Raw genomic sequence first — 22,578 nt, 5'->3', positions numbered from 1 at the left:
CGCACCACCACCCCCGCAACTCCACGGCACCAGGAAGGGACGCCCATGCGCACCCACCGCATCTCCCGCACCACGCCCCGCACCGTCGCGGCGGCCGCCGCCGTGCTCGCGCTCGCGGCCTGCTCGAGCGGCGCCATCGGGCAGGACGACGCCGACGCCGGGGGCACCGGCGCCACGTCGATCCTCGTCTGGTCCGGCGTCACCGGCGAGACGGCCACCAAGCTCGACGAGCTCGTGCAGCGGTTCAACGAGTCGCAGGACGAGTACGTCGTCGAGTGGCAGTACTCCGGCACGGGCGACAAGCTCACCGCGAAGCTCCTCAACGCCGTGGAGAACGGCCAGGGGCCGAACCTGCAGTACGGGGACTCGACGCCGCAGATGCTGCCGCAGATCATCGAGACCGGGAAGGTCGTGCCGCTGGACCCCCTGCTCGACGACGCCGGGTCGGAGGTCACCCGCGAGACGTTCACGGAGAACATGCTCGCGACCGGCACGTTCGACGGAACCGTCTACTCGCTGCCGTCCGAGGCCGGGGACTACGCGCTCGTCTACAACAAGCAGATGCTCGCCGACGCCGGGGTCGGGGTGCCGACCACCTGGGACGAGGTGGCGTCAGCCGCAAAGAAGCTCACCACGGACGGGCGCTACGGCATCTACCTGCCGATCGGCACCGGTGAGTGGCCGGTCTTCACCTGGCAGGCCATGCTGTGGAGCGCCGGCGGCGAGCTCCTCAGCCCGGACGGCACCGAGGTCGCGTTCGACTCCCCGGAGGGCGTGACGGCGCTCATGACCTGGACCGACCTGGTGGCGTCCGGGGTGGCCTACCCGTCGAGCCTGCAGACGGACGCCGACGGTCAGGGCATCGCCAGCCTGACCAGCGGCCAGGTCGGCATGATCATCACCGGTGCCTACAACCTCCCGAAGATCGACGAGGCGCTCGGCGCCGAGAACGTGGGCGTGGCCCCGTTCCCGACGATCGAGGTCCCCGCGATGAACACCGGGACGAACAACTCCTACATCCTCGACGGCAGCGAGGAGGAGGAGGCCGGCGCCTGGGAGTTCCTCCAGTTCATGCTCTCCCCCGAGGTCCAGGCCGAGTGGGACATCGCCTCCGGGTACCTGCCGACCAACGTGGACACGGCGCAGACGGAGACGTTCCAGGAGTTCATCGCCGAGGACCCGCGCATGCAGGTCTTCGTCGACCAGCTCGAGTACGCCAAGGCCCGGCCCTCGATCCTCGCCTACAGCGGGATCAGCGCCGCCCTGTCCACCGAGATCGAGAAGGCGCTGCTCGGGCGGGTGACCCCGCAGGAGGCGCTCACGGCGGCGGCGTCCAAGGCGCAGGAGTCGCTCGACCACGAGCAGTGACCCCGCCGCGCACCTCCCGGCCCCGTCCACCCAGCTGCAGACCCAGAGATGAGGAACGTCCCGATGACGACAGTCGGAATGCTCGGCGCCGGCGGTATCGCCACCATGCACATCGCGAGCTGGCTACGGCTCGGGGTCGACGTGCTGGTGCACAGCCTCGAGGGCGCCGACGAGCTCGTCGCCCGCCACGGCAGGGGGGAGGTGGTCGGCTCGCTCGACGAGCTGCTGTCCAGGTCCGACCTCGTCGACGTGTGCACGCCCACCCACACCCACCGTGCCCTGGTCGAGGCAGCCGCCGCGGCCGGCAAGGACGTCGTGTGCGAGAAGCCGCTGGCGCGGACGGTGGAGGACACCGAGGCCATGATCGAGGCGTGCCGGCGGGCCGGCGTCGCCCTGCACCCGGCGCACGTGGTGCGCTTCTTCCCCGAGTACAGCGTGATGCACGACGCCGTGGCACGCGGCAGGCTCGGAGACCTCGCGGTCCAGCGGTACGACCGCCACGGCACCGCGCCGGGGCCCGGCTGGTTCCGCGACGAGGGCCTCTCCGGCGGCATCGTGATGGACCTGATGATCCACGACCTCGACTTCGCCCGGTGGAACGCCGGGCCGGTCGCCTCGGTCCGCGCGGTCCGCTCCGGTGCCGAGGGGTCCGGCACGGTCGCGGCGAACGTGGTCCTCACCCACCGGTCAGGCAGCATCAGCAGCGTCGGAGGCGTGTGGTCGGCCGGCCCGGTCGCCTTCCGCACGCGCTTCGAGGTCGCCGGCACCGGGGGCCTGCTCCGGCACGACTCGGCGGACAACCCGGTCACCTGGACCAACGGCGGCTCCACCCCGGACCGGGACGGGTACGCGCCGAAGGTCGCGATGGGCGAGAGCCCGTACCTCACCGAGCTGCGGGAGTTCCTCGCCGCCACCCGCGGCGGCCCGACGCCCCGCGTCACCGCCCAGGACGGCCTGGAGGCCGTCCGCATCGCACAGGCCGCGCTGCAGTCACTCGTCGTCGACGACGCCGTCTCCCTGGAGGATGCCCGATGAAGGTCGCCCTGATGTCGTTCGCGCACACGCACGCGAGCAGCTACGCCCGCCTCCTCGCCGCCAGGACCGACGTCGAGGTGCTGACGTCCGACCCCGACGCCGGGGAGCGGCCGGCGGGCGAGTCGGGCGGTGCCGCGCTCGCCGCAGAGCTGGGCGTGGCGTACGTCGACTCCTACGACGAGCTGCTCGCCTGGGGCCCCGACGCCGTCGTGGTGTGCTCCGAGAACGTGCGGCACCGGGCGCACGTGGAGGCCGCCGCGGCGGCCGGGGCGGCCGTCCTGTGCGAGAAGCCGCTGGCCACCTCCGTCGCCGACGCCGAGGCGATGGAGGCGGCGTGCGCGGCGGCCGGGGTGCCGCTGATGGTCGCGTTCCCGGTCAGGTTCTCCCCGGTGTTCGTCGACCTGCGCGAGCAGCACGCGGCGGGCGCCCTGGGTCGCATCCACGCGCTGTCGGGGACGAACAACGGGCAGGTCCCGGCCGCACGCGCCTGGTTCACCGACCCGGCCCTCGCGGGCGGCGGCGCCGTCACCGACCACACCGTGCACCTCGCCGACCTGGCGGACGCGCTGCTCGGCGGCGTCCCCGCCGTGCGGGTCCACGCGACGGCGAACCGGCTGCTGCACCCGAGCCTCGAGGTCGAGACGGCGGGCATCGTCACGGTGACGTACGCCGACGGCACGAACCTCACGATCGACTGCAGCTGGTCGCGGCCGGCGAGCCACTCGGTCTGGGGCGGCCTGACGATGTCGGTGGTCTCGGACGCGGGGCTCGTGGACGTCGACCCGTTCGCGCCGCGCGTCTCGGGGTGGTCGGAGACCGACGCCACGGAGCTGTGGCTCGGGTACGGCCCGAACCTCGACGACCTCATGCTGTCGGCCTTCCTCGACGCCGTCCGCGACGGCACGCGCCCGCAGCCGGGCGGCCGGGTCGGCGTCCGGACGACGGCGATCGTCGAGGCGGCCTACCGCTCGCTGCGCGAGTGCCGGGCCGTCGACGTCGAGACCGCGGGGAGCATGGCGGTCACCGCGGGATGAGCGTCGGCTCCCTCAGCGAGACGGCGGCGGCCACCGGTCGCGGCAGCGTGCGCATCGGCGTCGACGTCGGTGGGACCACGGTGCACGCCGTGGCCGTCGGCCCGGACGACGTCGTGCTCGCCGAGCACCGGATGCCGACGAGGCGCGGCGCCGAGGCGGTCGTCCGCGACATCGTCGCGGCGGCAGCCGCCGTCGCACCCGGGGTCGCACGTGAGGACGCGCAGGGGGCGTCGGACGCCCTGTCGTCCCGGGGCGTCGTCGCCGTGGGACTCGGGGTCCCGGGTCTCGTCGACCGGCGGACCGGCCGCGTCCGCGCGGCGGTGAACCTCGGCCTCGACGACGTCGCGCTCGGGCCCCTCGTCGCACGAGGCGTCGGGGTCCCGGTCGTGGTGGAGAACGACGTCAACGCGGCCGCGCTCGGCGCGGCACGCGTCGTCGGCGAGACGGACAGCCTCGCGCTCCTCAACGTGGGGACGGGCATCGCCGCCGGGCTGGTGCACGAGGGACGGGTGGTCCGCGGCGCGAACGGGTTCGCCGGCGAGCTCGGCCATCTCCCGGCCCACCCGACGGCCAGGCCGTGCCCGTGCGGCCAGCGCGGCTGCCTGGAGACCGTCGCCTCGGGGATGGCGCTGAGCCGGGACTGGCCCGTGGCGTCCGGGCACCCCGCCGTCGACCTGCTGGCCGCGGTCCGTGCCGGCCGCCCGCGGGCGATCGAGGTCTGGACCCGGTTCGTCGACGCGGTCGGGCTCGCCGCCCAGGCGGTCGCCACGGCCTACGACCCGGCGGTCATCGTGCTGGGGGGCGGGCTGTCGGCCCTCGGGGAGCCCTTTCGCGACGGGGTGTGCGCGGCGCTCGACAGCCGTGCCGCGCACTCGCCGTTCCTGCGGTCGATGGCCGTGGCCGGCCGGGTCGTGCTGCTGCCCGCGAGCCCGCCCGTGGCCCCGCTCGGCGCCGCCGCGGTCGCCCAGGTGGCGGCAGCCGGGGCCTGACCTTCAGCTCCGCCTAGCCCTGACGTCGCCGGAGGCGCGCATGCACTGCCGCCGCGGTGCAGGCGACGCGTGGTGACCCTGAGCGCCTGCCCCCGGGGTTACGGTCCGGCGAGCTCGACCGAGTAGCCTGACCTCGGCGACACGTACGGGTCATCTGACCAGGCCATCCGCTCCTGGCCGCGAGGACCGCCGGTCTCGTTCGTGCGTGCCCCCGGGCCTCTAGCTCAATTGGCAGAGCAGCGGACTTTTAATCCGCGGGTTGTGGGTTCGATCCCCACGGGGCCCACCGTCCTGACCTGCGGACTTGGTCGGCTCTTGGGGTTCTTGACCCGACTTGCGCAGCAGTTGCGCAGCAGCGGCCGGCCGCATGGGTGGTGAGGAGGGCCGCGCCAGCGGCTCTTTCACCCGGGGCAGGTGCGCCCGGGGCAACAGGCCTGGTCGCCGGGCTTGGTACCGTCTCGCCGAGTTCCGGCGCCGCAACGGGTGCCCGCGATGACGACCACCAAGGGGGATGGGGATGGACGAGCTGGATCAGCCTGAGGTCCACGAGATGGATCGGGACATGATCCAACTGCGCTTCGGCGACGAGCAGGGCGAGTACCACGACATCAATGCCAGGGACCTGGCGGAGGTGTTGCAGGGGCTCACGACGCTCGTGTCCGACTCTGCCAAGGCGGGTGTCTTCGGTGACGGCCCGCCTCCGGAGGTCCGGGTGCGGCCGATCAAGGAGGGCTCGGTCACGGTCGAGGCCGTGCTGCAGTGGGCCGTCGATAACCCGACTTGGTCGGTCCCCGGCGCGACTGCCATCCTCGGCGGCGCCGGGTACGCCGTGAAGGCTGTCATCGGCACCGCGATCAAGCGCCTGCGGAAGAAGCCTGAGAGCGTCGAGCGGCTCGACACCGGCAACTACCTGATCACGTGGCCGGGGGAAGGGCCGGAGGAGGTGTCGGAGGAGGTCTGGAAGCTGATCAACACGCCCTCGCGGCGCACCCGCAAGGCCATGGCGCAGCTCCAGGCCCCGATGTCCGAGGACGCCTCCTTCATGGAGGTGCGCGTCGCCGACCGCGACGCCGACTCTCGAGCCGTCCTGGCGACGCCCACCGACGTTCGGGCGGAGAAGCGGGACTACTACGCGGCCGCGGCTACGGAGCCCGAGAAGGAGCCCAACAAGGACGTCCACCCGGACATCGAGGCGCAGCTCAAGGCGATCAACTTCAGCGACCCGACCCAGTGGCAGGTGGCTGCCCTTGGCCGAACCAAGAAGGCTACGATCGCTGATGAGGAGTTCCTCGCGAGCGTCGAGCGCGGAACCCAGTACGGGAAGAACGACATCTTCCGCGTGACGCTCGTCGAGGAGACGTTCGAACGCGAGGGCCGAAACAAGATCGACTGGACGCTGACCAAGGTCGTCAGGACGCGACGGGGTGCGAATGATGCGGAGGAAGGCCAGCAGTCGGGTGCGCCAGACTAACCGCGCGCTTCTTGCGGTCGACGCGCTCGCGCTCATGTTCGGGATCGCCGCCGTAGTCGTGATCGTCGCGGCGGTCGCACGGGGGTCCAATCCAGCGCTACTGCTCGTCCTTGCTGCTGTGCTCCCGCTTATCGTCTGGTCGATTCGCGACGGCACGTTCGAGATCAAGCTTTGGCGCGCGCTCAACCGATCGTCGAGATAGCCCAGTACGACGACGGCCCTTCCGCCGAAGCGGGAGGGCCGTTGTCGCAGCACTCACGGATGGCGCCAGCGCTCCCGGCTCCGGGCACTGGTGACCGCGTCGACGGGCACGCTGCCCCATCGCCTCGGGCTGCCGCTTTCACCCGCTCGGGACGCCGACCGTAGCGAAGGTCCACCCGCATACTGTCGGTCGTGACTGCCGAGCCGCCGCACCAGCCCCCGCACCAGCCGCCCCCGCAGGTCCAGTACGTGCCGGTCCAGTACGTGCCGGTCTACGCGGTGAAGCCGCCCATCAACACGTTGTCCGTGATCGGCCTGGTCGCCGGCATCCTCGGGATGCTCCTGTTCATCCTTCCCATCATTGGGCTGCTGATCAGCGTCACGGCGGTTGTGTGCGGACACGTCGGCCGGCGGCAGATCGGACAGGAGCACGCGGAAGGACGTGCCGCGGGCGGCCGAGGTATGGCCATTGCGGCCATCGCGCTCGGGTGGGTCGCAACCGGCCTCGCCGCCTTCATGACCATCGGGATGATCATGGTCAGGGTCTTCTAAACCGCCCATCCGCAGGCAGCCCCGTCGGCCCTCCGGCCAGCGGGGCTGTCTGCGTTATCGAGCCTGGCGGCGGGCGCGGCGAGCGGCGAGCTCGTCGATCGGGCTGGTGCCGCCGGCGGCCACGGGCGCCGGCCCGAGGGCGGCGAGCACCTTGTCGGCCTCGAGCTCGTCGAGGTGGGCGTAGCGCTGGGTCGTCAGCGGCGAGACGTGGCCGAGCAGCTTGCCGACCTCGGCCAGCGAGACCCGACCGGACTGCAGCAGCCACGAGGCGTAGGTGTGCCGCAGGTCGTGCACCCGGGCGTGGCCGACGTCGGCCAGCGCGAGGGCGCGGCGAAACGCCTTGGCGTACTGCGCGTACTCGACCTGGGCGCCGCTGGGCATGGTGATCAGCAGCGGCCCGACGCAGGCGCCCTCGACGTGCCGGTAGCCGCAGGTGCGGCCGCGCGCCGGCTGCTCGAGTGCGGACAGGTCGACCCACTCGGGGATCGGGACCTGCCGCTTGCGCCGGCCCTTCGGGTAGGGCTTCATGTGCCGGCCCTTGTCCGACCACGCCTCGATGACGTGGACGACGCCGCGGCGGGCGTCGACGCGGGCGCGGTGCAGCCCGGCGGCCTCGCCCCAGCGCAGGCCGGTGCCGACCAGCAGCAGGGTCATCGCGAGGTAGGGCCCGTCCAGGTGCTCGCAGATCGCGTCGAACTCCTCGCGCGTGAGGTAGCGCTCGGCGCCCGGCGGTGTGCCGGGCAGCGCCAGCCGCATGGCGGGGTTGGTCGGCAGGATCTCGGCGTCCACCGCGGCGGCCAGGGAGACCGACAGCAGGTTGACGATCGCCTTGACGGTGGCCGCGGCGCGGGTGCGCTCAACGCCGTCGGCGTCGGTATAGGCGGCCAGCTCGGCGGCCCAGGCCTTGACCTCCTGACGGGTGATGTCGACCAGCCGAACGTCGCCCCAGCGCGGTCTGAGGATCTTCTCGATGCGGCCTGCGTCGGTCGCCATCGTCGACGCGGCGCGCCGCCGGGTCGGCCACCACTCGTCGCACCACTCGCCCCACGTCCGCCCGGCTGCCTCGGGATCGCGCCAGCCGAGCGAGCGTGCGTCCCTCTCGGCGGCCGCGGCCGCGCGCTCGGCCGCCTTCTTGTGCGTGAACGGGCTGCCGGGCGCTGTGCGCTCGCGCCCGTCGGCGTCGCGGTACTTCGCCATCCACTTCCCGGACGACGACTGCCGAACCCAGGCCATCAGCCCACGGCTCGCAGGTGCCGCGCCGAGCGCACGGCGGCCATCCCTGCGCTCGCGGCGGCGCGGCGCAGCACGTGGTCGCGCCAGACCTGCACGATGCGGGTGTCGACGTCGAGCTCGCGCGCGATCGCGCCGAGGTGGCCCTCGTGCATGCGCTCGGCTAGCGCGTAGTCGACGGGCGAGATGAGCAGGTGCGCGGCGTGGGTGTCGGCCTGCAGCTCGTCGCGCGGCACGTCGTGCATGGCGGAGTACCCGTGTCCGTGCACCCAGTGCCCGATCTCGTGGGCGAGCGCGATGCGCTGGGTCGTCTCGGACTTGCGGTGGTTGATCAGGGTCAAGCCGCTGCGGCGCACCTCACCAGCGCGCCGGTTCAAGTCCGCCCACTTCACCTTCATCCCCAACGACTCCGCGTGGGCGATCAGTTCGTCCATCGTCATCTGCACCCTGCCTTCTCCCCCCACGTGCTCCCCTGCTACGGCTCGACCTGGCGAGCCTCGACCTCGTCGTCGGCGTCGCGGTCCATGGCCGCGAGCGTGTAGTCCTCAGGGTCGACGACCTCGCCGTCGAGCGTTACCAGCGGCGCCTCCGGCGGCGCAGCAGAGCTCGCGGCGACGCGCTCCTCGGCCCACCGCACGACGTCGGACACGCGCAAGTCCAGCACCTCGCTCATCTGGTAGATCTCGCCGACGGTGGCCGGCGGAGCCTCGGCGTTGAAGATCTTGCCGAGCCGCTTCCGCGAGATGCCGGAGCGCGCCTCGAGCTCGACCTGCGTGATGCCAGCTTCGGCGAAGCGCTCGCGCAGGATCTCGGCCACCTGCTCGTCGTGGGGGCCTAGCTGCTTCGGGGTCCGTGCCATACGGCACACATTGCCATATGGCCCAGCCGATGACCAGATGCGCTTGACACTGTGCCATTTGGCCCACATGCTTTCACCCATGGTTGATGTGCCAAATGGCCCAGGGGGGATCACCGGGGCGCTCGCCGGGGAGATCCGGCGGGAGATGGAGTGCCAGGGCCTGACAGGGGTCGCTCTCGCCTCTCGCAGCCGGCTCGACCGCGCATCGCTGTCGCGCTGGACCCGCGGGCTCCGGGCGATGTCGACGGAGACGCTCAGCCAGATCGCGGCGGGCCTCGGCCTCACTGCCTCGGAGCTCCTGGCCCGGGCCGAGGCTGCCATGGAGCGCGGGCCGACCGCTCCTCGGCGGCGCGTCGACGACGACGCCGCGGCCTGAAGCAGCAGAAAGCCCCGGCATCGGTCCTGCCAGACCGCCGGGGCTCCCTACACCGAGAGGAAGCCTAGCCGTGAGCACCGCTCTGATGCACGCACCGGCTGCAGCCGATGCCGCGCCCGCCCCCATGGAGGCATGGGCGCGCGAGCCGCTGACGCCCGCAGAGGTGGGTGCCGAGTTCCGCCGCCACCCCGAGACCGTCCGCGACGCCATCCGCGCCGGCGACCTGCACGGCCACCAGCGCGTCAAGCGTGGCCGCTGGCTCGTCGAGCGCCGCTGCGCCGCAGCTTGGGTCCGCGGCGCCGAGTGCCCGCACCAGACGAATGCCACCGTCGTCCCGATCACCGCTGCCCGTGGACGTGCCCGATGAAGCGCCTCGCGTCCGCGCTCCTCGTTGTCGTCGCTCTCGTGTTGGGCGCTTGCGCTGGCTTCCTCGCTCTGTCTGCCCCGCCGCTGTCCGGTGGCACCGGGTGGGCGATCGTCCTGCTGCTGGTCGTGCTCGTGCTCTTCCTGCGCGCCCGCGCCATCCGTGTCGAGCAAGAGAAGAGCCGATGACCGTCACCGACCTGCCCTCGATGCCCGCCGCGACGGCGGCCGGAGTCCGCGCCCGCCGCTACGCCGGCACCGCCTGCACTGACGCGCAGGTGGCCGCGTTCATGGCCGCCGTCGGCGCCGTGCGGCCCGGCACGGAGTTCTCCGTGAACCTGATCCGCCGCCAGCTCGACGAGGCGTTCGTGCCCACCTCGGCCCGATCCCGGCTGTTCGACCGCGCCGTGGCCGCCGGCCTCATCGAGCCGGTGACGGACATCGTCCGCGGCCGCCGACAGGCCGCCTACGAGCCCTCCACCGGACGGACGGCCAAGGGCGCGCGCGTCCGGATCTACCGCCGCACGCCCGCCCCGTACCGCCCCGAGAGCGGCTGACCCGTGACGGCCGACGACTGCGGCCACGGCTGGCGGCCCGGCGAGCAGACCCGCGGGGGCTACCTCGCCTGCCCCACCTGCCGAAGAGCCCAAGCCGCCGCCGTCGACCGCCTGATCCGCATCCCCGCTCCGCCCGTGGACTGGCAGGCGCTTGCCGCCGGCAACGACGACTGACCCCGCACCGCCCTACCCCGTGGAGAACGCGATGACCGACACGCACCTGTCCCTCGTCGATGGCGATGAGACGCCCACGACGCCCCGCGTCCCGACCCCTGCCGACGTCGCCCGCATGACCGCGGTGCCGGTCGTCGGCCTGCCGATGCGGGAGGACACCCCGGCGCCCGGGCGGGCTTTCACGCCCGAGACGTTCACCGTGCGCATCCGTACCGGCGAGCCGGGCCAGCCGTTCTACGACGTCGAGAACGTCGCGCACTGGAAGGTGCACGACGGCAGCCTGTCCCTCTACGGGCCGCTCGACGGTGACGGCCGCATCGTGAAGCTCGAGACGATCAACGCGCTGCACTGGACCCGCGTCCACCGCCTCCCGGGCGGTGCCGAGTGAACGCCGCCACGCCGCACGTCGCCGCGCCGACCCGCGTCGACCCGCGCGCCCTCGTGCTGGCCGAGAACGTCCGCCAGACGGTCGTGCTCGACACGGCGTTCAAGCGCGACATCGCACAGCGCGGCGTGCGCCAGCCGATCGAGGTGAAGTACGACGCCCTCGGCCAGCTGCAGGTCGTCACCGGGCAGCGCCGCACCCTCGCCGCGCTCGAGGCCGGCCTGCCCGAGGTGCCCGTCGTGCTCGTCGAGGACATCGCCGACGAGGCCGACCGCATCGTCGAGCAGCTCGCCGAGAACCACCACCGCGCCGGCATCACCACGGCCGACGACGCCGCCGCCGTCAAGCAGCTGTCGCTCTTCGGGCTCTCGCCGGCGCAGATCGCCAAGCGCACCGCCCGGCCCAAGGAGGAGGTCCAGGCCGCGCTCGCGCTCGCAGACGCCTCTGAGGAGACGCGCGCGGTGGTCGCCGAGCGCGAGGTCGACCTCGTGACCGCCGCCAAGATCGCCGCGTTCGACGGCGACCAGGACACCGTCGAGCGGCTCACCGACGTCGCGCTGACCCGACCCGAGGTCATCGACCACGAGCTCGAGCGCGCGCGACGCGACAAGGCCGAGCGCGACGCCGTCGCCGCCCGCGTCGCCGAGCTGCGCGCCCAGGGCGTGACCGTCGTCGACGACGTGACCGACTACCCCAACCGGTCGGCGCTCGACCTCCTCACCGACACCCCGAACGCCTCCGGCACCGCGCCCGCGATCGACCCGACCGCGCACCAGCTCAAGTGCCCCGGGCACTTCGTGGTCGTGCACTCCATGGGCGGCCTGCACGAGCCCGTGCTCAGCGAGACGGCCTACTGCGGCGACTGGAAGACGCACGGCCACTTCAACCGGTACGCGCGCAACACCGCCACGGCCACCTCGGGCCCCAAGCCCGACGACAAGGCCGCCGAGCGCCGCCGCGTCATCGCGAACAACAAGGCCGCCGACGCCGCGATCGTCGTCCGTCGCACCTTCATCCGCGACCTGCTGCAGCGCGCCACCCCGCCCACCGACGCCGTCACCTACGCCGCCCGCATGCTCGCCGAGCACCGCACCCAGGCCGGCATGCAGGCCACCGACGCCCTCCACGACCTCATGCCCGACGGCGTCAACGTCGCCCCGCAGGGCACCAAGAACGCCCACCGCTACCTCCTGGCGCTCGCGGCCGCGATCGGCGAGTCGAACCTGCACCGCGAGTTCTGGCGCAGCCGCGCCTACAGCTACGGCGGCTACACGCCCGCCGGCGTGCTGCACCTGCAGCAGCTGCAGGCGTGGGGCTACACGCTCGCCGACGTCGAGCAGACCTGGCTCGACGACTACCTCTCCCGAGAGGGGAGGAAGTGATGCGCTCCCAGGGGATCACCGCCGCCGGCGGACCGCTGCACTACGGCGACCCGATCGACCTCCCCCGCGAGCCTCGCGAGTCGCGCGAGGCCGTCCGCGCCCGCATGGAGGCCAAGACCAACTGGCGGGACCGCTCCCCGTTCGGCCCCCGCACCGAGCGCGAGGAGGAGGTCGACCGCTTCGCGCCGCACACGGACCCGACCTACACCGAGCTCGCGTTCACCACCCCGCCGCGGCGCGACGAGCTCGACGACCTCCTCGCCGCCGGTGACGCCGCGCCCGTCGACGAGACCGAGACCCAGCCCGAGGACGCCCCCGCGGCGCTCGCGGCTGACCAGACCCCGCAGGGCGCGGGCGCTCCCTCCGGCACCCCGACGGGTGTTGGCGCGCCCGGTGCCGTTGAGGTCGAGGGCGCGGCCACGGCCGCGCACCCGCGCCCTGCGGGCACCACCCCGAAGCCGACGCCCCGGCTGCCGAGCGCGCCGGCGCCCACCGCCAAGCCGCGCCGCCGGTCCGCGCCCACGCCCCGGCCTGCCACGCGGCCGGCCCCGCAGGCAGCCCCGCGGCCGCGCGCGGCGTCGAGGCCGAAGCCGGACGCCGCGGCCATCGTCCGGGAGTACACGGAGGACCGCATGACGATCCCGCAGATCGCCCGGAAGCGTGGGCACTCCACCCGCACGGCGCGCGACCTGCTCAAGGCCACGCCGGGCGTCGTGATGCGCGACGACCGCTCCACGCACTCCGGCGGCCGGAACAAGATCGCCGACGACCCCCGCGTCGTCGCCGCGATCCGGCGCCTGTACGTCGACGAAGGCCTCAGCCAGACCGAGGTCGCCGAGAGGCTGCAGCTGACCTACCAGGTCGTGCGCCGCGTCATGCGGACCAACGGCATCGAGGCGCGGCCGCCGGCCAGCGTCACCGGCCACGGATCGGCGCGCCCGGGCGTCTCCACGCTCGCGAAGCTGCGCCAGGCGATCGAGGACGCTGGGCTGACCGCTCGCACGCTGCGCGAGTGGGCGATCGCCAACGGGATCGACGTCCCCACGACCGGGCTGCCCGGCTGGGACGTCCTCGACGCCTACCTCGCCGACCGCCCCGTCGTGACGCCGCCGGCCGCCCGCGGCTCCGTGCGCCGCGCTGGCAACCGCTGGCGGGCCACGTGCTCCGTCTGCGGCCACCTCGACATCACCGCGGTCAGCCACGCCGCCACGCTCAACGCGCTCGGTAGCCACCTGCGCATCCACCAGCCCGCCAGAGAGGCCTCCGCATGACCCCCGGCCGCCGACAGACCGACCGCGACGCCCGCGCCCACCTACTCGCGTCGCTCGAGTACGGCGTCAATCCACTCGTCGGCCGCTGGGCCTCAGCGCCCGACACCGACCAGCCCACCCAGCAGGAGGACGCATGACGACCACCGAGGCCGAGACGCCGGCCACGACGCCGACGGCGCCGCCCGTCGACGTGTACGTCGGCCGCGCGACCCTGCGCATGGCGCTCGCGGCCGTGCTGCCGCACGTGTGCGCCGACGACAACATCCCCGCGCTGCAGCGCGTGCGTCTGCAGTTCGTCGACGACAGCACCGTGCTGGCCCTCGCGCTCGACCGCTACACCGCGGCCGCGGCCCGGATCAGCGTGCACGACGTCCTTGAGCTGCCCGAGCTGGCGACCGTCGACATCGAGCCCCGCTCGGCGCGCGAGGTGCTCGCCGTGCTCACCCCGCCGCGCGACAAGGACGCCCGCCACCAGTGGGAGCAGGATGCCTTCCACCTGTACGTCACCGCCAAGGACGTCACCTTCACCGAGGAGGACGCCTTCCTCGACGGGCGCTCGCTGACCGTGCCGCGCATCCCCACGGACGACGTCGTGCGCCCGGGCGGCGGCTTCCCGGACGTGCCGCGGCTCATCGCCTCGACGCTCTCGCTGCCGACGCGCGAGGAGGTCCGCCAGGGCCTGAACACCGAGCTGCTCACGCGTTGGGTCAAGACGGCGAACGTCTACCAGTACCCGCTCAAGGTCACGCCGCGCCGGCACCCGACGTCCGACCGGGTCGCCGGGTGGACGGTGCGCGTCGGCGACGTCGACGAGTGCGCGGTCGGCGTCATCATGCCGATCGACCTCGACGCCGAGGAGGCGCACGCGGCCGACAACGCCTGGTTCGGGGCGCCTGAGCCGCGCCGCCGGCGACTTCCGGCCCGTCGAGGAGCCGGAGACCCTCGTCGAGGTCGTCCAGCGGCTCTACGAGGTCACGAACAACCCCGAGGTTCTCGACGTCGATACCAACCTCCTGCGCGACGCTGCCCGACTGGTGCTCCCACGCAGTTCGGCTCGACCAGCATGCTGCAGCGCAAGCTGCGCATCGGCTTCGCCAAGGCCGGCGCCGTCATGGACGAGCTCGAGCGGCTCGAGGTCGTCGCACCCCGCGAGGGCAGCAAGGCCCGCGACGTGCTCCTGCCGCCGTCCGCGCTCAACGAGGTCCTCGCCCGCATCGAGACGGCCGAGGAGGCCGACAGCTCGCTTGGCGGCGCGCAGTGAGCGCGGCCGCCATCGTCACCGTCGCCGGCGCGGCCGTCGTCGTCACCGTCTCGCTTGCCGTCGTCGTGCTCGCGTGCGCCGAGGCTGCCGCCGCGCGCCGGCTGTTGCGCCGCCGCGGGGAGCGTGCCTCGTGAAGATCGTCGGCCTCGACCTCTCCCTCGCGTCCACCGGCGTCTCGGCCGTCTACCCGGACCTCGGCGGCCGCGCCACCGTCGCGCGCATCCAGACCAAGCCCGACGGCGACAGCCTGCTGGCCCGCCGTCAGCGTCTGCGGACCATCCGCGACGCCGTCGCCGGCTGGACGCGCAGCGCCGACCTGGTCGTCGTCGAGGGGCTCGCGTTCGCCAGCACCAGCCCGCACGCCACCGAGCGCGCCGGCCTGTGGTGGCTCGTCGTCGAGAGCGTGCTCGCCCGGAACACCCCCGTCGCGGTCGTCAGCCCGACCGCCCGCGCGAAGTACGCGACCGGCAAGGGCAACGCCGGCAAGGACGCGGTGCTCGCCGCCGTCGTGCGCCGCTACCCGGACGTCGACGTCACCGGCAACGACGAGGCCGATGCCCTCGTGCTGGCCGCCATGGGCGCCCGCCACGTCGGCCAGCCCATCGACCACCTGCCCACCACCCACACCGACGCCATGGCCAAGGTCGCCTGGCCCGAGGAGGACTGACCCATGCCGAAGATCACCCTCTACAGCATCACCGGCCTGCCGCTGGACGCGGGCGTCGCGGCGGAGCTCGACGCCGTCGCGGCGAGCATCCGCTCCCACGACGAGCACCTCGAGGGGGCCGGGGGCTGCGACGTCGACCACGAGCCCGAGTTCCGCGCTGCCGTCGACAAGGTGCTCCGCTACTACGGCTACGAGGTCGCGCCCGAGTACACCGAGGACAGCTGGGGCAACATGCGCGACGGCGAGAACGGCCAGCGCCTGCTCGACGTCTACGCCGCCCGGCAGCTCGACACGGCTCTGGCGTACCTCGGGATCCCCGACGGCACCGAGGTCGACTCGTGGCAGGTCGACGCTCCCGCCGCGCCTGAGCTCCACGACCTGCGCGACGTCGCCGCCGAGTTCGGCGTCGACCTCGACGAGCCCGAGCCGAGCGGCGAGCCCGTTCCCGCCGCGGCCGCCGACACCGCAGGGCTTCCGCCCGTGCCTGGCCCGTCGGACTTCCTCTACACGCTGCGCAACACCGCTGGCCGGGCCGCCGACGAGTTGCGTCCGGCGATCGAGAAGGCGCAGGCCGTGCTCGCGTGGCTCGACCGGGTCGCGGAGGACGCTGAGGACGCCGCCCGGCTCGTCGGCGCCTCCGATCTGGAGCCGAGTGCCCGCGCGCTCATCCCCGAGCGCTCCGGGCTCGTCTACGCCGACCCCACGCGGGAGGCCTGACCGATGATCACGACGACCTACACCGCTCGCGGCACGGGCGCCGGCCCGACGCTGGCCGAGGTCAAGCGCCTCGTCGCCGAACTCGAGCGCGCCAAGCTGCCGGAGGCGACCGTCATCGCCGTGCACCACGAGTCCGGCGACCGCCCGGGCGAGCTGAGCGCCTGGTCCCTCACCGTGACCGGCGCGGGGAGGGCCTGAACCATGGCCACCCTCGACCTACGCACCAGCCTGCCCGTCGCGCTCACCCGCATGGAGCTCCACGCCGCTCACTACGCCGCGGCCGGCACCCTCGCCGAGGCCATCGACGACGCCCGGGCGCTCGTGGCCGACCTCGAGCACGAGACGGCCGCGTACATGCGCGCCCGCCTCGGCATCGACCCGGACAGCGGCACGCTGATCACGACCGAGGACGACGTCCTCGCCACCGCGGCCGCGCACCTGTCCGCCGGCACCGACCTCGGCGTCCGGCTCGCCGCGGCCACGCTGCGCGGCTACCTCGACCGCCCCGGCGTCGCGGCACGGTACGCACCCGTCGACCTCGACGTCATCGTCGCCACCTTCGACGCCTTCGCGCGCGCGTTCCGCCGCGTCACCACGGCGGCCGCCGCCGGCATCAACGCCTTCGCGGCCGCGTGGAACGCAGCGATGGCCAGCGAGAAGGAGGACGCATGACCCGCGAGAGCCGACCGCGGCGCCGGATCCGCGAGGCCGTCGAGTCGCGGGGCTACCGCGTGAAGTCCCTCGAGTGGGAGCCGATCTACTACGCCGGCGAGATGTCGGGGTACGCGGGCGGCTGGACTCTCGCCCTCGATCGCCCCTACGTCCCCAACACCTACCCGGGCGACGAGCTCGGAGGCCTGTCCGTCGAAGTGACGCTGGCGGACATCGACTGGTCGCTGCGTCCCAGCGAGCCGTGCGGCTGCTACCCCGAGGACCGCCCAGGACGTCACCCCCTGCACCGGATCAAGGGCGACCCCGAGCGGCCCCTGCACGAGCCCGGCTGCCGCTGGCACATCGCCTACCGGCCGCGCTGGTGGAAGGACTCGTCCACATGACGGGCCCCCGGCGCTCGCGGCCCTGCACGTCCTGCGGCAAGGCCCCGGCCCGGCTGTACGCGGGCGGCTGGCGCTGTGACGAGCACGCGCCGCCGCGGCAGCCGGCCCCGCCGCCCGGCACGACCCTCGCGGAGATCCGCGCCCGCTACGAGCAGCAGAAGGAGGTGAACCGATGACGACGACCCCAACCCCGCCCCGGCAGCTCGAGCGCTGCGACTCCTGCGGCGGCGTGATCAACCCGCAGACCGGCGAGTGCCGCTGCTCCGACTGACCGCACCACTACTGCACCACCACGACAGGAGACCGATCCCGTGCCTTGGGTTCGCAACGGCGACTCCGCCGCCACCTACCCCGACCTCATGCAGGTCGCGGGCGACCCGTCCGCCGACGAGCGGACGGTTAACGAGGTGGCCGGCTGGCTCTGGCGCTGCTCCACCCTGTCGGGGGCCCACACCACGGACTACGTCGTCGACTACGGCACCGCCCTCATGCTCGGCGGCTCACGCACCGAGGAGCTCATCCGCCTCTGCGTGGCCGCCGGCCTGCTCACCCCGACCACGACCGCGAAGGGGCACCGGGCCTGGCTGATCATCCAGGACCCGGAGTTCATCCACATCCGTCTGCGCGACGAGATCGAGTGGGAGCGGCAGCAGCGCAACGACACCCGGGACCCCGCGCTGGTCGTGCCAGTGCGGCGCCGCGATGGCGACACCTGCCGCTGGTGCGGGGTCCTGGTGCAGTGGCGCGGCAAGAAGACGAACCGCACCGGCACCCTCGACCACCTCAAGCCCGGCGAGGCCGGCACCGTCGACACGCTCATCGTGGCCTGCCTGGGCTGCAACTCCGCCCGCAAGGACAACGCGGAGCTGTGGGACGACAACCACCAGCTGCGCCCCGCCCCGACCGCTCCCCTGTACGGGAAGTGGACCGCGAAGCTCCTGACCGAGAACGGCTGGCCCACCGAGGCCAACATCCGCAGCGACGACGCAGCGCCCCACGAGGCAGCAGCGGACACCGCACCCCGCCAGGGTGTGCGACCCGCAGCGCCAGCGGCAGCGCGTCCCGCGCCCGAACTCGGCCAGAAGTCCCCCGCGAAGTCCACTCCCCAGGTCGACAGAAGTAGTCATGCCGGGTCGGGTCGGGAATCTCTCGGTTCGGGTAACCACCCACCTACGGGTGGGGGCTCGCCAACCTCTCCCCCCGCCACGCCTGCACCGCCTCGCCGGCACCAGCCCCAGCAGACCCCCTCGTCCACTCCCCGCCGTCGCCGTCGTGGCAAGCGGGGAGGCTCCCGCCGATCCCCCGGAGGTTCCAGCTCATGACCCCCACCTGCGACCAGCACGACTGGCGCGTCGTCGTTGACCCCGCCGCCGACGGCCACACCGTGTGGGGCTGCGCCACGTGCACGCTCACCGTGCCCGGCTGCCTCCACTGCGGCCACCGCCTCGAGCACACCGCCCTCACCGTCTGCGACCGCTGCGTCACCGCCGGCCGCCGGCTCGTGCTCGACGTCCTCGACGACCTCGACCGCTTCCCGTACACCGTCCTCGAGGTCACCGGGCTCCGCTCCGCCCGCTACGACCTCGTGCGCACCACCAGCTCCGACGACGACCTGCGCCTGCCGTTCGGCCTCGACGCCCACATCGCCGACCCGGCCGCCGGCTTCACCGGAGCCAAGCACCCCGAGACCGCCCTCGACGTCCTGCGCGAGTGGGCCAACACCTGGGCCGACTTCCGCGGCGAGCCCCACCCCCACACCTGGGAGACCTACCTCGCCGACCACACCCTCTGGGCACTCCAGAACCCCAACGACTCCGACTGGAACCAGTACCAGCACGAGGCCCGCCAGGTCCGCACCACCGTCCGCCGCATCCTCGGCATCACCCCCGTCCCCGAAGGCACCCCATGCCCCGACTGCGGCGGCACCACCGTCCGCGACTGGCAACCCCGCGCCGACCACACCCCCACCCACGAGGCCGACCCCGCCACCCACCGCCGCGGCCTGCCTACCGAAGGTCTCGCCGACACCGTCCGCTGCACCCGCTGCCACCGCTCCTGGGACACCACCACCGACCTCCACCTCACCGCGCTCGCGGCGATGGAGACGCTGCCGGGACACAGGCCGTGGGCACTCCTAACGTTCGCCGAGCTGGTGCTCGCGCTCAGCGGTCGTGTCGGCCGCCAGACGATCGCCACGTGGATTCACCGCGGCCATCTGCGGCCGATGCAGGGTCCGTGGCCGCGGTCGGAGAAGCGCGTCCGCCGGCGCCGCGACGGCACGACCGAGAGGCTCTACCGGCTGGGGGACGCCTTCGCGCTGCTCGCGGCCGCCTCCGCGCCCGCCTCCACCGCTATCGTCCAGCCATGAGTGATGACCGCATCCGAGTCGAGCGCATCCGTCCCGAGATCTTCGAGTGCTCCGTGCTTCGTTGCCCTGAGCAGGCCACGGCGTTCCGGACGGTCGACGCCATGGACCCTCTGTCAGAGACGTTCGCGGTCTGCCCGGAGCACCTCGCTCAGCTCGACCGCGGCGAGCCCTTCAAGTACGACATCAACGACAGGGTGGTCTTGATGGGCGCTGACCTCGATGCCGCAGACATGCGGCCGGTAACCGCCCTCCTCGGCGTCAGCCAGGACAGCGGAGATCCGACGATGATCACGGTCAAGTTTGGGTACGACGAGGCTGGCAGCAACGAGCCGATCACGCTGCGAATCACGGAGGACGTCGCACGCGCCCTCACCGTACTGCTGCCCAAGTTCCTGACCGACATGGACGGCCAGCCGCTCGGGTGAACTCGGAAGGCGCTCACGACACGCCGCTACTGGCGCTCTGGCGTCCCCTCGTGGCATCATCCTCGTGAAAACGCTTCTGGGTTCGTTCGCGCCCTGAAACAGACGTAGAAGCCCCGCCGGATCACCGGCGGGGCTTCGTCGTTCCCGAGATCAGAGCCCGAGTGCCTTGGCCTTCGCCGCTGCGAACTCCTCGTCGGTCAGGATGCCGGCGGCGTGCAGGTCCGCGAGCTCGCGGAGTCGGTCGCTGCTCGAGGGAGCGGCCGGCGTGGCAACGGGCGCCGGCGTAGAGGCGGCGGCGTGGTGTCCGGCCCTCGCGGCCTTCGCAGCCAGGATCGTCGACTTCAGCCGCTCGCCCTCGTCGCGCGAGACACGCATGTCGATCGTGTTGCCACCGGTGATGACGGAGACGACGTCGTTGAACATCGAGTCGCGTCGGGTCGTCACCGAGGTGATCGCGTCCATCACGATGACCTCCGTGCCGGCACCCCTCCGGGTGCGCAGGCCGGTCGCCAGAGCCGAAACGCCGGCGGTCAGGACGGCGGCGGTGACCTTCCCGCCGGACACCGTCTTGCCGCGCTCCCACTCGACGCGGTCCGGGTAGACGCGCACGGTCGCGTTCTTGCCCGCGATGTGCGAGGTGAGCTCAAGCAGGGGCGCGTCAGACATCTGTGCTTCTCCGGTGGGGTCGCGTGGTCGGTGCGTGCCCGAGCGTACCGACGGTGCACGGGCCCGCGAACGACTGTGCAGCGCAGGAAGCGGGTGAACCCGCCGTCGCGAAGGGAGGCCCGCGTGGACGAGGTCGTGGTCAACGGCACCCGGTACGTGCCGGCCGGCGCGGTGGAGGTGGCCCCGCGGATCGGGGTCGCGATCACGACCCGCAACCGCCACGACGTACTCGCCCGAGCGCTCGACGCCTGGCGGCAGTACCTGCCCGCCGGCGCGGTGATGTTCGTCGTCGACGACGCGTCCGACAAGCCCGTCGACGGCGCGGACTACCGCTTCGACGAGCGCGCCGGCATCGCGGCCGCCAAGAACAAGAGCATCGAGCTGCTGATGGACGCCGACGTCGAGCACCTGTTCCTGTTCGACGACGACGCCTGGCCCAAGGTGGCCGACTGGTGGCGCCCCTACGTCGAGGGCCCGGAGCCGCACTACGCGCACTCGTGGGACCTCGTCGAGCACTACCGCGACGAGCACGTCGTCTCGACGCACGCTGTGGGCGGCACGGTGCTCTACCTCGAGCGGCGGGTGGTCGACGAGGTCGGCGGCATGGACCCCGCCTTCGGCAAGTACGGCCGCGAGCACGTGAACCTCTCCGACCGGATCTTCGCCCGCGGGCTGACGACGTTCCGCTACCAGGACGTGCCGGCGGCGACCGACGGCGAGCTGTTCTACGAGCTCGACCGGCACGAGCGCGGGAAGGTCCAGTCGACCGCGACGCAGGACGACCTGCGCTGGGACCAGGGCGAGGGTCGGCAGCAGTGGATCGACCGCCGGCACGAGACGGTGTTCGTGCCGTACCGGGCGCCGCGGCGGGTTGTGCTGACGGACCTCTACACGAAGGTCAAGGACCCGCAGCGCGGCACCGTGACCGGCCTCGGCGCCCACAGCGCCGCGAAGTTGCTGGACTCCCTCGACGCGCCGGCGGTCGTGTTCACCGACCTTGACGCCCCGCCCGAGCGCGATGGCGTCGAGTGGGTGCCCTCGCGCGCGGCGATCCGCACGGACTTCCAGCGGTGGGTGAACGTCGTCGCCTGGCTGCGCGACCACCCCGATGTCGACTGGGTGTGGCACGTCGACGCCACCGACGTGACGATGACGCAGCCGCCGTGGGAGCACATGCGCCCCGGCGTGCTCTACGTCGGCTGCGAGCAGTCCACGCTGCAGTCGCCGTGGCTCCTGCGCTCGCACCCCGACGCGACGCTGCAGGGGTTCTTCGCGGCGAACCCGACGCTGCAGTTGCTGAACGCCGGCCTGGTCGGCGGGGACCGCGCCACGGTGCTCGATTTCGCCCGCCGCATGGTCCGCATGTTCTGCGACGACCAGATCGACAAGGTGCAGCGCTGGGAGACGGGCGAGCTCGGCACGGACATGGGCGCCTTCAACTACGTCGCCTACACGCACTTCGCCGACCGGCTCTTCACCGGCCCGGCGGTCTGCAACGTCTTCCGCAGCGGCAGGCCCGGGGAGCACTCATGGTGGGCACACAAGTGAGCGTGGCGATCGCCGTCGTCGCGCACCCGGCGCGCGCGGCCATGGCGTCCGACCTCTTCGACGCCGTGGCCGGCAACGTCCTGGCGCTCGACGTCGACGGCCGCGGCGAGCAGGCCAACCACCAGGCCGCGCTCGAGGCGCTGCTCGACGTCGACGCCGACTGGCTCGTCCTGCTCGAGGACGACGCCGTGCCGGCGCCCCGCTTCCGCACGCAGCTCGCGGCCGCGCTGGCTGACGCCGGCGACGCCGTCGTCTCGCTCTACCTCGGCACGGGCCGCTGGGCCGGCACGATCCCCGCGGCGCACGAGCCCGTCGTCCGGCGCCTCGTCGCCGACGCGGACGCCGTCGGCGCTCGGTGGATCACCGCCGACGCGCTGTGGCACGCCGTCGGCTTCGCCGTCCCGCGCCGCGCCGCGCGCGAGCTGCTCGCGCACCTGCGCGCCGACATCCTGCCCACCGACCAGGCCGTGACGTCGTGGTGCCAGCGCACCGCGACGCCCGTCCGCTACACGTGGCCGTCGCTCGTCGACCACCTCGACGGCCCGACCGTCACCCAGCACCCGGACGGCCAGCCTCGACGCGAGGCCCGCAGAGCCTGGCGCGTCGCCGCGTAGCGCCGTCCTC

The 22,578-nt window shown here is 73.0% G+C and carries 31 protein-coding genes, 1 tRNA gene and 1 pseudogene; 29 read left to right on the top strand and 4 right to left on the bottom strand.

Going from position 1 to position 22,578, the window contains the following annotated elements; all coding sequences use genetic code 11:
• The first annotated feature begins 45 nt into the window (after window positions 1–45).
• The 8 genes from GSF02_RS08045 (at window position 46) to GSF02_RS08010 (ending at window position 6,650) form a co-directional block, all read left to right on the top strand.
• Window positions 46–1,368, top strand: a complete 1,323-nt coding sequence (locus GSF02_RS08045) for an ABC transporter substrate-binding protein (protein ID WP_159794536.1) — start codon at window positions 46–48, stop codon at window positions 1,366–1,368.
• Between the two features lie 48 nt (window positions 1,369–1,416).
• Window positions 1,417–2,403 carry a Gfo/Idh/MocA family protein gene (locus GSF02_RS08040; protein WP_201308844.1) on the top strand — a complete coding sequence of 329 codons (987 nt, stop codon included), beginning with the start codon at window positions 1,417–1,419 and terminating at the stop codon, window positions 2,401–2,403.
• The gene (locus GSF02_RS08035) at window positions 2,400–3,437 is read left to right on the top strand and encodes a Gfo/Idh/MocA family protein (RefSeq protein ID WP_159794532.1); all 1,038 of its coding nucleotides are present in this window, start codon (window positions 2,400–2,402) and stop codon (window positions 3,435–3,437) included. Before GSF02_RS08040 ends, GSF02_RS08035 begins: the two co-directional genes overlap by 4 nt.
• A complete protein-coding gene (locus GSF02_RS08030; protein WP_159794530.1) occupies window positions 3,434–4,426 on the top strand; it encodes an ROK family protein in 993 nt (330 codons plus the stop codon). Before GSF02_RS08035 ends, GSF02_RS08030 begins: the two co-directional genes overlap by 4 nt.
• A 213-nt stretch (window positions 4,427–4,639) precedes the next feature.
• A tRNA-Lys gene (locus tag GSF02_RS08025) sits at window positions 4,640–4,712 on the top strand.
• Between the two features lie 231 nt (window positions 4,713–4,943).
• A complete protein-coding gene (locus GSF02_RS08020) occupies window positions 4,944–5,897 on the top strand; it encodes a hypothetical protein (protein WP_159794528.1) in 954 nt (317 codons plus the stop codon).
• Entirely contained in the window at window positions 5,884–6,099 is a 216-nt protein-coding gene (locus GSF02_RS08015) for a hypothetical protein (RefSeq protein ID WP_159794526.1), read from the top strand. The genes GSF02_RS08020 and GSF02_RS08015 overlap by 14 nt, the downstream gene beginning before the upstream one ends.
• Before the next feature lie 191 nt (window positions 6,100–6,290).
• Window positions 6,291–6,650 (top strand): DUF4190 domain-containing protein, encoded by a 360-nt coding sequence (locus GSF02_RS08010; protein ID WP_159794524.1) that lies wholly within the window; start codon window positions 6,291–6,293, stop codon window positions 6,648–6,650.
• Window positions 6,651–6,704: 54 nt separating this feature from the next.
• On the opposite strand, the gene GSF02_RS08005 is transcribed toward GSF02_RS08010, so the two are convergent.
• The 3 genes from GSF02_RS08005 to GSF02_RS07995 are packed head-to-tail and all read right to left on the bottom strand — an operon-like array spanning window position 6,705 to window position 8,739.
• Complete coding sequence (locus GSF02_RS08005; RefSeq protein WP_159794522.1) at window positions 6,705–7,883, bottom strand: tyrosine-type recombinase/integrase; 1,179 nt, start codon at window positions 7,881–7,883, stop codon at window positions 6,705–6,707.
• The gene (locus GSF02_RS08000) at window positions 7,883–8,320 is read right to left on the bottom strand and encodes an ImmA/IrrE family metallo-endopeptidase (protein ID WP_159794520.1); all 438 of its coding nucleotides are present in this window, start codon (window positions 8,318–8,320) and stop codon (window positions 7,883–7,885) included. The genes GSF02_RS08005 and GSF02_RS08000 overlap by 1 nt, the downstream gene beginning before the upstream one ends.
• 35 nt (window positions 8,321–8,355) lie before the next feature.
• Window positions 8,356–8,739 carry a helix-turn-helix domain-containing protein gene (locus GSF02_RS07995; protein ID WP_159794518.1) on the bottom strand — a complete coding sequence of 128 codons (384 nt, stop codon included), beginning with the start codon at window positions 8,737–8,739 and terminating at the stop codon, window positions 8,356–8,358.
• Between GSF02_RS07995 and GSF02_RS19100 the strand changes: the two genes are divergently transcribed.
• The 19 genes and pseudogenes from GSF02_RS19100 to GSF02_RS07905 all read left to right on the top strand — a co-directional run bounded on the left by GSF02_RS19100 (window position 8,624) and on the right by GSF02_RS07905 (window position 19,740).
• Window positions 8,624–9,115, top strand: coding sequence for a helix-turn-helix domain-containing protein (locus GSF02_RS19100; protein WP_328799007.1), 492 nt, complete (start codon window positions 8,624–8,626; stop codon window positions 9,113–9,115). The two genes, GSF02_RS07995 and GSF02_RS19100, sit on opposite strands and share 116 nt — an antisense overlap.
• Window positions 9,116–9,185: 70 nt before the next feature.
• Window positions 9,186–9,482, top strand: coding sequence for a hypothetical protein (locus GSF02_RS07985; RefSeq protein WP_159794514.1), 297 nt, complete (start codon window positions 9,186–9,188; stop codon window positions 9,480–9,482).
• Window positions 9,479–9,667 carry a hypothetical protein gene (locus tag GSF02_RS07980; protein ID WP_159794512.1) on the top strand — a complete coding sequence of 63 codons (189 nt, stop codon included), beginning with the start codon at window positions 9,479–9,481 and terminating at the stop codon, window positions 9,665–9,667. Before GSF02_RS07985 ends, GSF02_RS07980 begins: the two co-directional genes overlap by 4 nt.
• A complete protein-coding gene (locus GSF02_RS07975; RefSeq protein WP_159794510.1) occupies window positions 9,664–10,035 on the top strand; it encodes a hypothetical protein in 372 nt (123 codons plus the stop codon). Before GSF02_RS07980 ends, GSF02_RS07975 begins: the two co-directional genes overlap by 4 nt.
• Window positions 10,036–10,038: 3 nt before the next feature.
• Window positions 10,039–10,209, top strand: coding sequence for a hypothetical protein (locus tag GSF02_RS07970; protein ID WP_159794508.1), 171 nt, complete (start codon window positions 10,039–10,041; stop codon window positions 10,207–10,209).
• A gap of 31 nt (window positions 10,210–10,240) precedes the next feature.
• Window positions 10,241–10,597 carry a hypothetical protein gene (locus GSF02_RS07965; protein WP_159794506.1) on the top strand — a complete coding sequence of 119 codons (357 nt, stop codon included), beginning with the start codon at window positions 10,241–10,243 and terminating at the stop codon, window positions 10,595–10,597.
• The gene (locus tag GSF02_RS19010) at window positions 10,594–11,976 is read left to right on the top strand and encodes a ParB/RepB/Spo0J family partition protein (RefSeq protein WP_159794504.1); all 1,383 of its coding nucleotides are present in this window, start codon (window positions 10,594–10,596) and stop codon (window positions 11,974–11,976) included. Before GSF02_RS07965 ends, GSF02_RS19010 begins: the two co-directional genes overlap by 4 nt.
• A complete protein-coding gene (locus tag GSF02_RS07955) occupies window positions 11,976–13,247 on the top strand; it encodes a helix-turn-helix domain-containing protein (RefSeq protein WP_159794502.1) in 1,272 nt (423 codons plus the stop codon). Before GSF02_RS19010 ends, GSF02_RS07955 begins: the two co-directional genes overlap by 1 nt.
• Window positions 13,248–14,289: 1,042 nt before the next feature.
• A pseudogene (locus tag GSF02_RS19145) lies at window positions 14,290–14,463 on the top strand (DNA translocase FtsK); the annotation flags it as partial.
• 41 nt (window positions 14,464–14,504) lie between these two features.
• Window positions 14,505–14,642 carry a hypothetical protein gene (locus GSF02_RS18575; protein ID WP_201308846.1) on the top strand — a complete coding sequence of 46 codons (138 nt, stop codon included), beginning with the start codon at window positions 14,505–14,507 and terminating at the stop codon, window positions 14,640–14,642.
• Complete coding sequence (locus GSF02_RS07945; RefSeq protein ID WP_159794500.1) at window positions 14,639–15,175, top strand: hypothetical protein; 537 nt, start codon at window positions 14,639–14,641, stop codon at window positions 15,173–15,175. The genes GSF02_RS18575 and GSF02_RS07945 overlap by 4 nt, the downstream gene beginning before the upstream one ends.
• 3 nt (window positions 15,176–15,178) lie before the next feature.
• A complete protein-coding gene (locus GSF02_RS07940) occupies window positions 15,179–15,892 on the top strand; it encodes a hypothetical protein (protein WP_159794498.1) in 714 nt (237 codons plus the stop codon).
• A 3-nt stretch (window positions 15,893–15,895) separates the two neighbouring features.
• Entirely contained in the window at window positions 15,896–16,090 is a 195-nt protein-coding gene (locus GSF02_RS07935) for a hypothetical protein (RefSeq protein ID WP_159794496.1), read from the top strand.
• 3 nt (window positions 16,091–16,093) lie between these two features.
• Window positions 16,094–16,564 carry a hypothetical protein gene (locus tag GSF02_RS07930; protein ID WP_159794494.1) on the top strand — a complete coding sequence of 157 codons (471 nt, stop codon included), beginning with the start codon at window positions 16,094–16,096 and terminating at the stop codon, window positions 16,562–16,564.
• On the top strand, window positions 16,561–16,947 hold the full coding sequence (locus GSF02_RS07925; RefSeq protein WP_159794492.1) for a hypothetical protein: 387 nt from the start codon (window positions 16,561–16,563) through the stop codon (window positions 16,945–16,947). The genes GSF02_RS07930 and GSF02_RS07925 overlap by 4 nt, the downstream gene beginning before the upstream one ends.
• A complete protein-coding gene (locus tag GSF02_RS07920) occupies window positions 16,944–17,123 on the top strand; it encodes a hypothetical protein (protein WP_159794490.1) in 180 nt (59 codons plus the stop codon). Before GSF02_RS07925 ends, GSF02_RS07920 begins: the two co-directional genes overlap by 4 nt.
• Before the next feature lie 135 nt (window positions 17,124–17,258).
• Window positions 17,259–18,269: an HNH endonuclease gene (locus tag GSF02_RS07915; RefSeq protein ID WP_159794489.1), complete on the top strand. Its 1,011-nt coding sequence runs from the start codon at window positions 17,259–17,261 to the stop codon at window positions 18,267–18,269.
• The gene (locus tag GSF02_RS07910; protein WP_159794487.1) at window positions 18,266–19,315 is read left to right on the top strand and encodes a hypothetical protein; all 1,050 of its coding nucleotides are present in this window, start codon (window positions 18,266–18,268) and stop codon (window positions 19,313–19,315) included. Before GSF02_RS07915 ends, GSF02_RS07910 begins: the two co-directional genes overlap by 4 nt.
• Window positions 19,312–19,740: a hypothetical protein gene (locus GSF02_RS07905; protein ID WP_159794485.1), complete on the top strand. Its 429-nt coding sequence runs from the start codon at window positions 19,312–19,314 to the stop codon at window positions 19,738–19,740. The genes GSF02_RS07910 and GSF02_RS07905 overlap by 4 nt, the downstream gene beginning before the upstream one ends.
• A 150-nt stretch (window positions 19,741–19,890) precedes the next feature.
• Here the strand turns inward: GSF02_RS07905 and GSF02_RS18825 are convergent, their stop codons facing one another.
• Window positions 19,891–20,406 carry an SHOCT domain-containing protein gene (locus tag GSF02_RS18825; RefSeq protein WP_201308843.1) on the bottom strand — a complete coding sequence of 172 codons (516 nt, stop codon included), beginning with the start codon at window positions 20,404–20,406 and terminating at the stop codon, window positions 19,891–19,893.
• Between the two features lie 123 nt (window positions 20,407–20,529).
• On the opposite strand from GSF02_RS18825, the gene GSF02_RS07895 reads away from it, so the two are divergent.
• Both GSF02_RS07895 and GSF02_RS07890 read left to right on the top strand, forming a co-directional pair.
• Window positions 20,530–21,954 (top strand): glycosyltransferase family 2 protein, encoded by a 1,425-nt coding sequence (locus GSF02_RS07895; protein ID WP_159794483.1) that lies wholly within the window; start codon window positions 20,530–20,532, stop codon window positions 21,952–21,954.
• Window positions 21,951–22,568, top strand: a complete 618-nt coding sequence (locus GSF02_RS07890; protein ID WP_159794481.1) for a hypothetical protein — start codon at window positions 21,951–21,953, stop codon at window positions 22,566–22,568. The genes GSF02_RS07895 and GSF02_RS07890 overlap by 4 nt, the downstream gene beginning before the upstream one ends.
• Window positions 22,569–22,578: the final 10 nt, after the last annotated feature.

Source organism: Puerhibacterium puerhi, from assembly GCF_009846865.1.
In the GTDB taxonomy this organism is placed as follows: Bacteria; Actinomycetota; Actinomycetes; order Actinomycetales; family Cellulomonadaceae; genus Puerhibacterium; species Puerhibacterium puerhi.
Note: the sequence above shows the minus strand (reverse complement) of the source record. Positions and strands in the feature narration are given on the sequence as shown.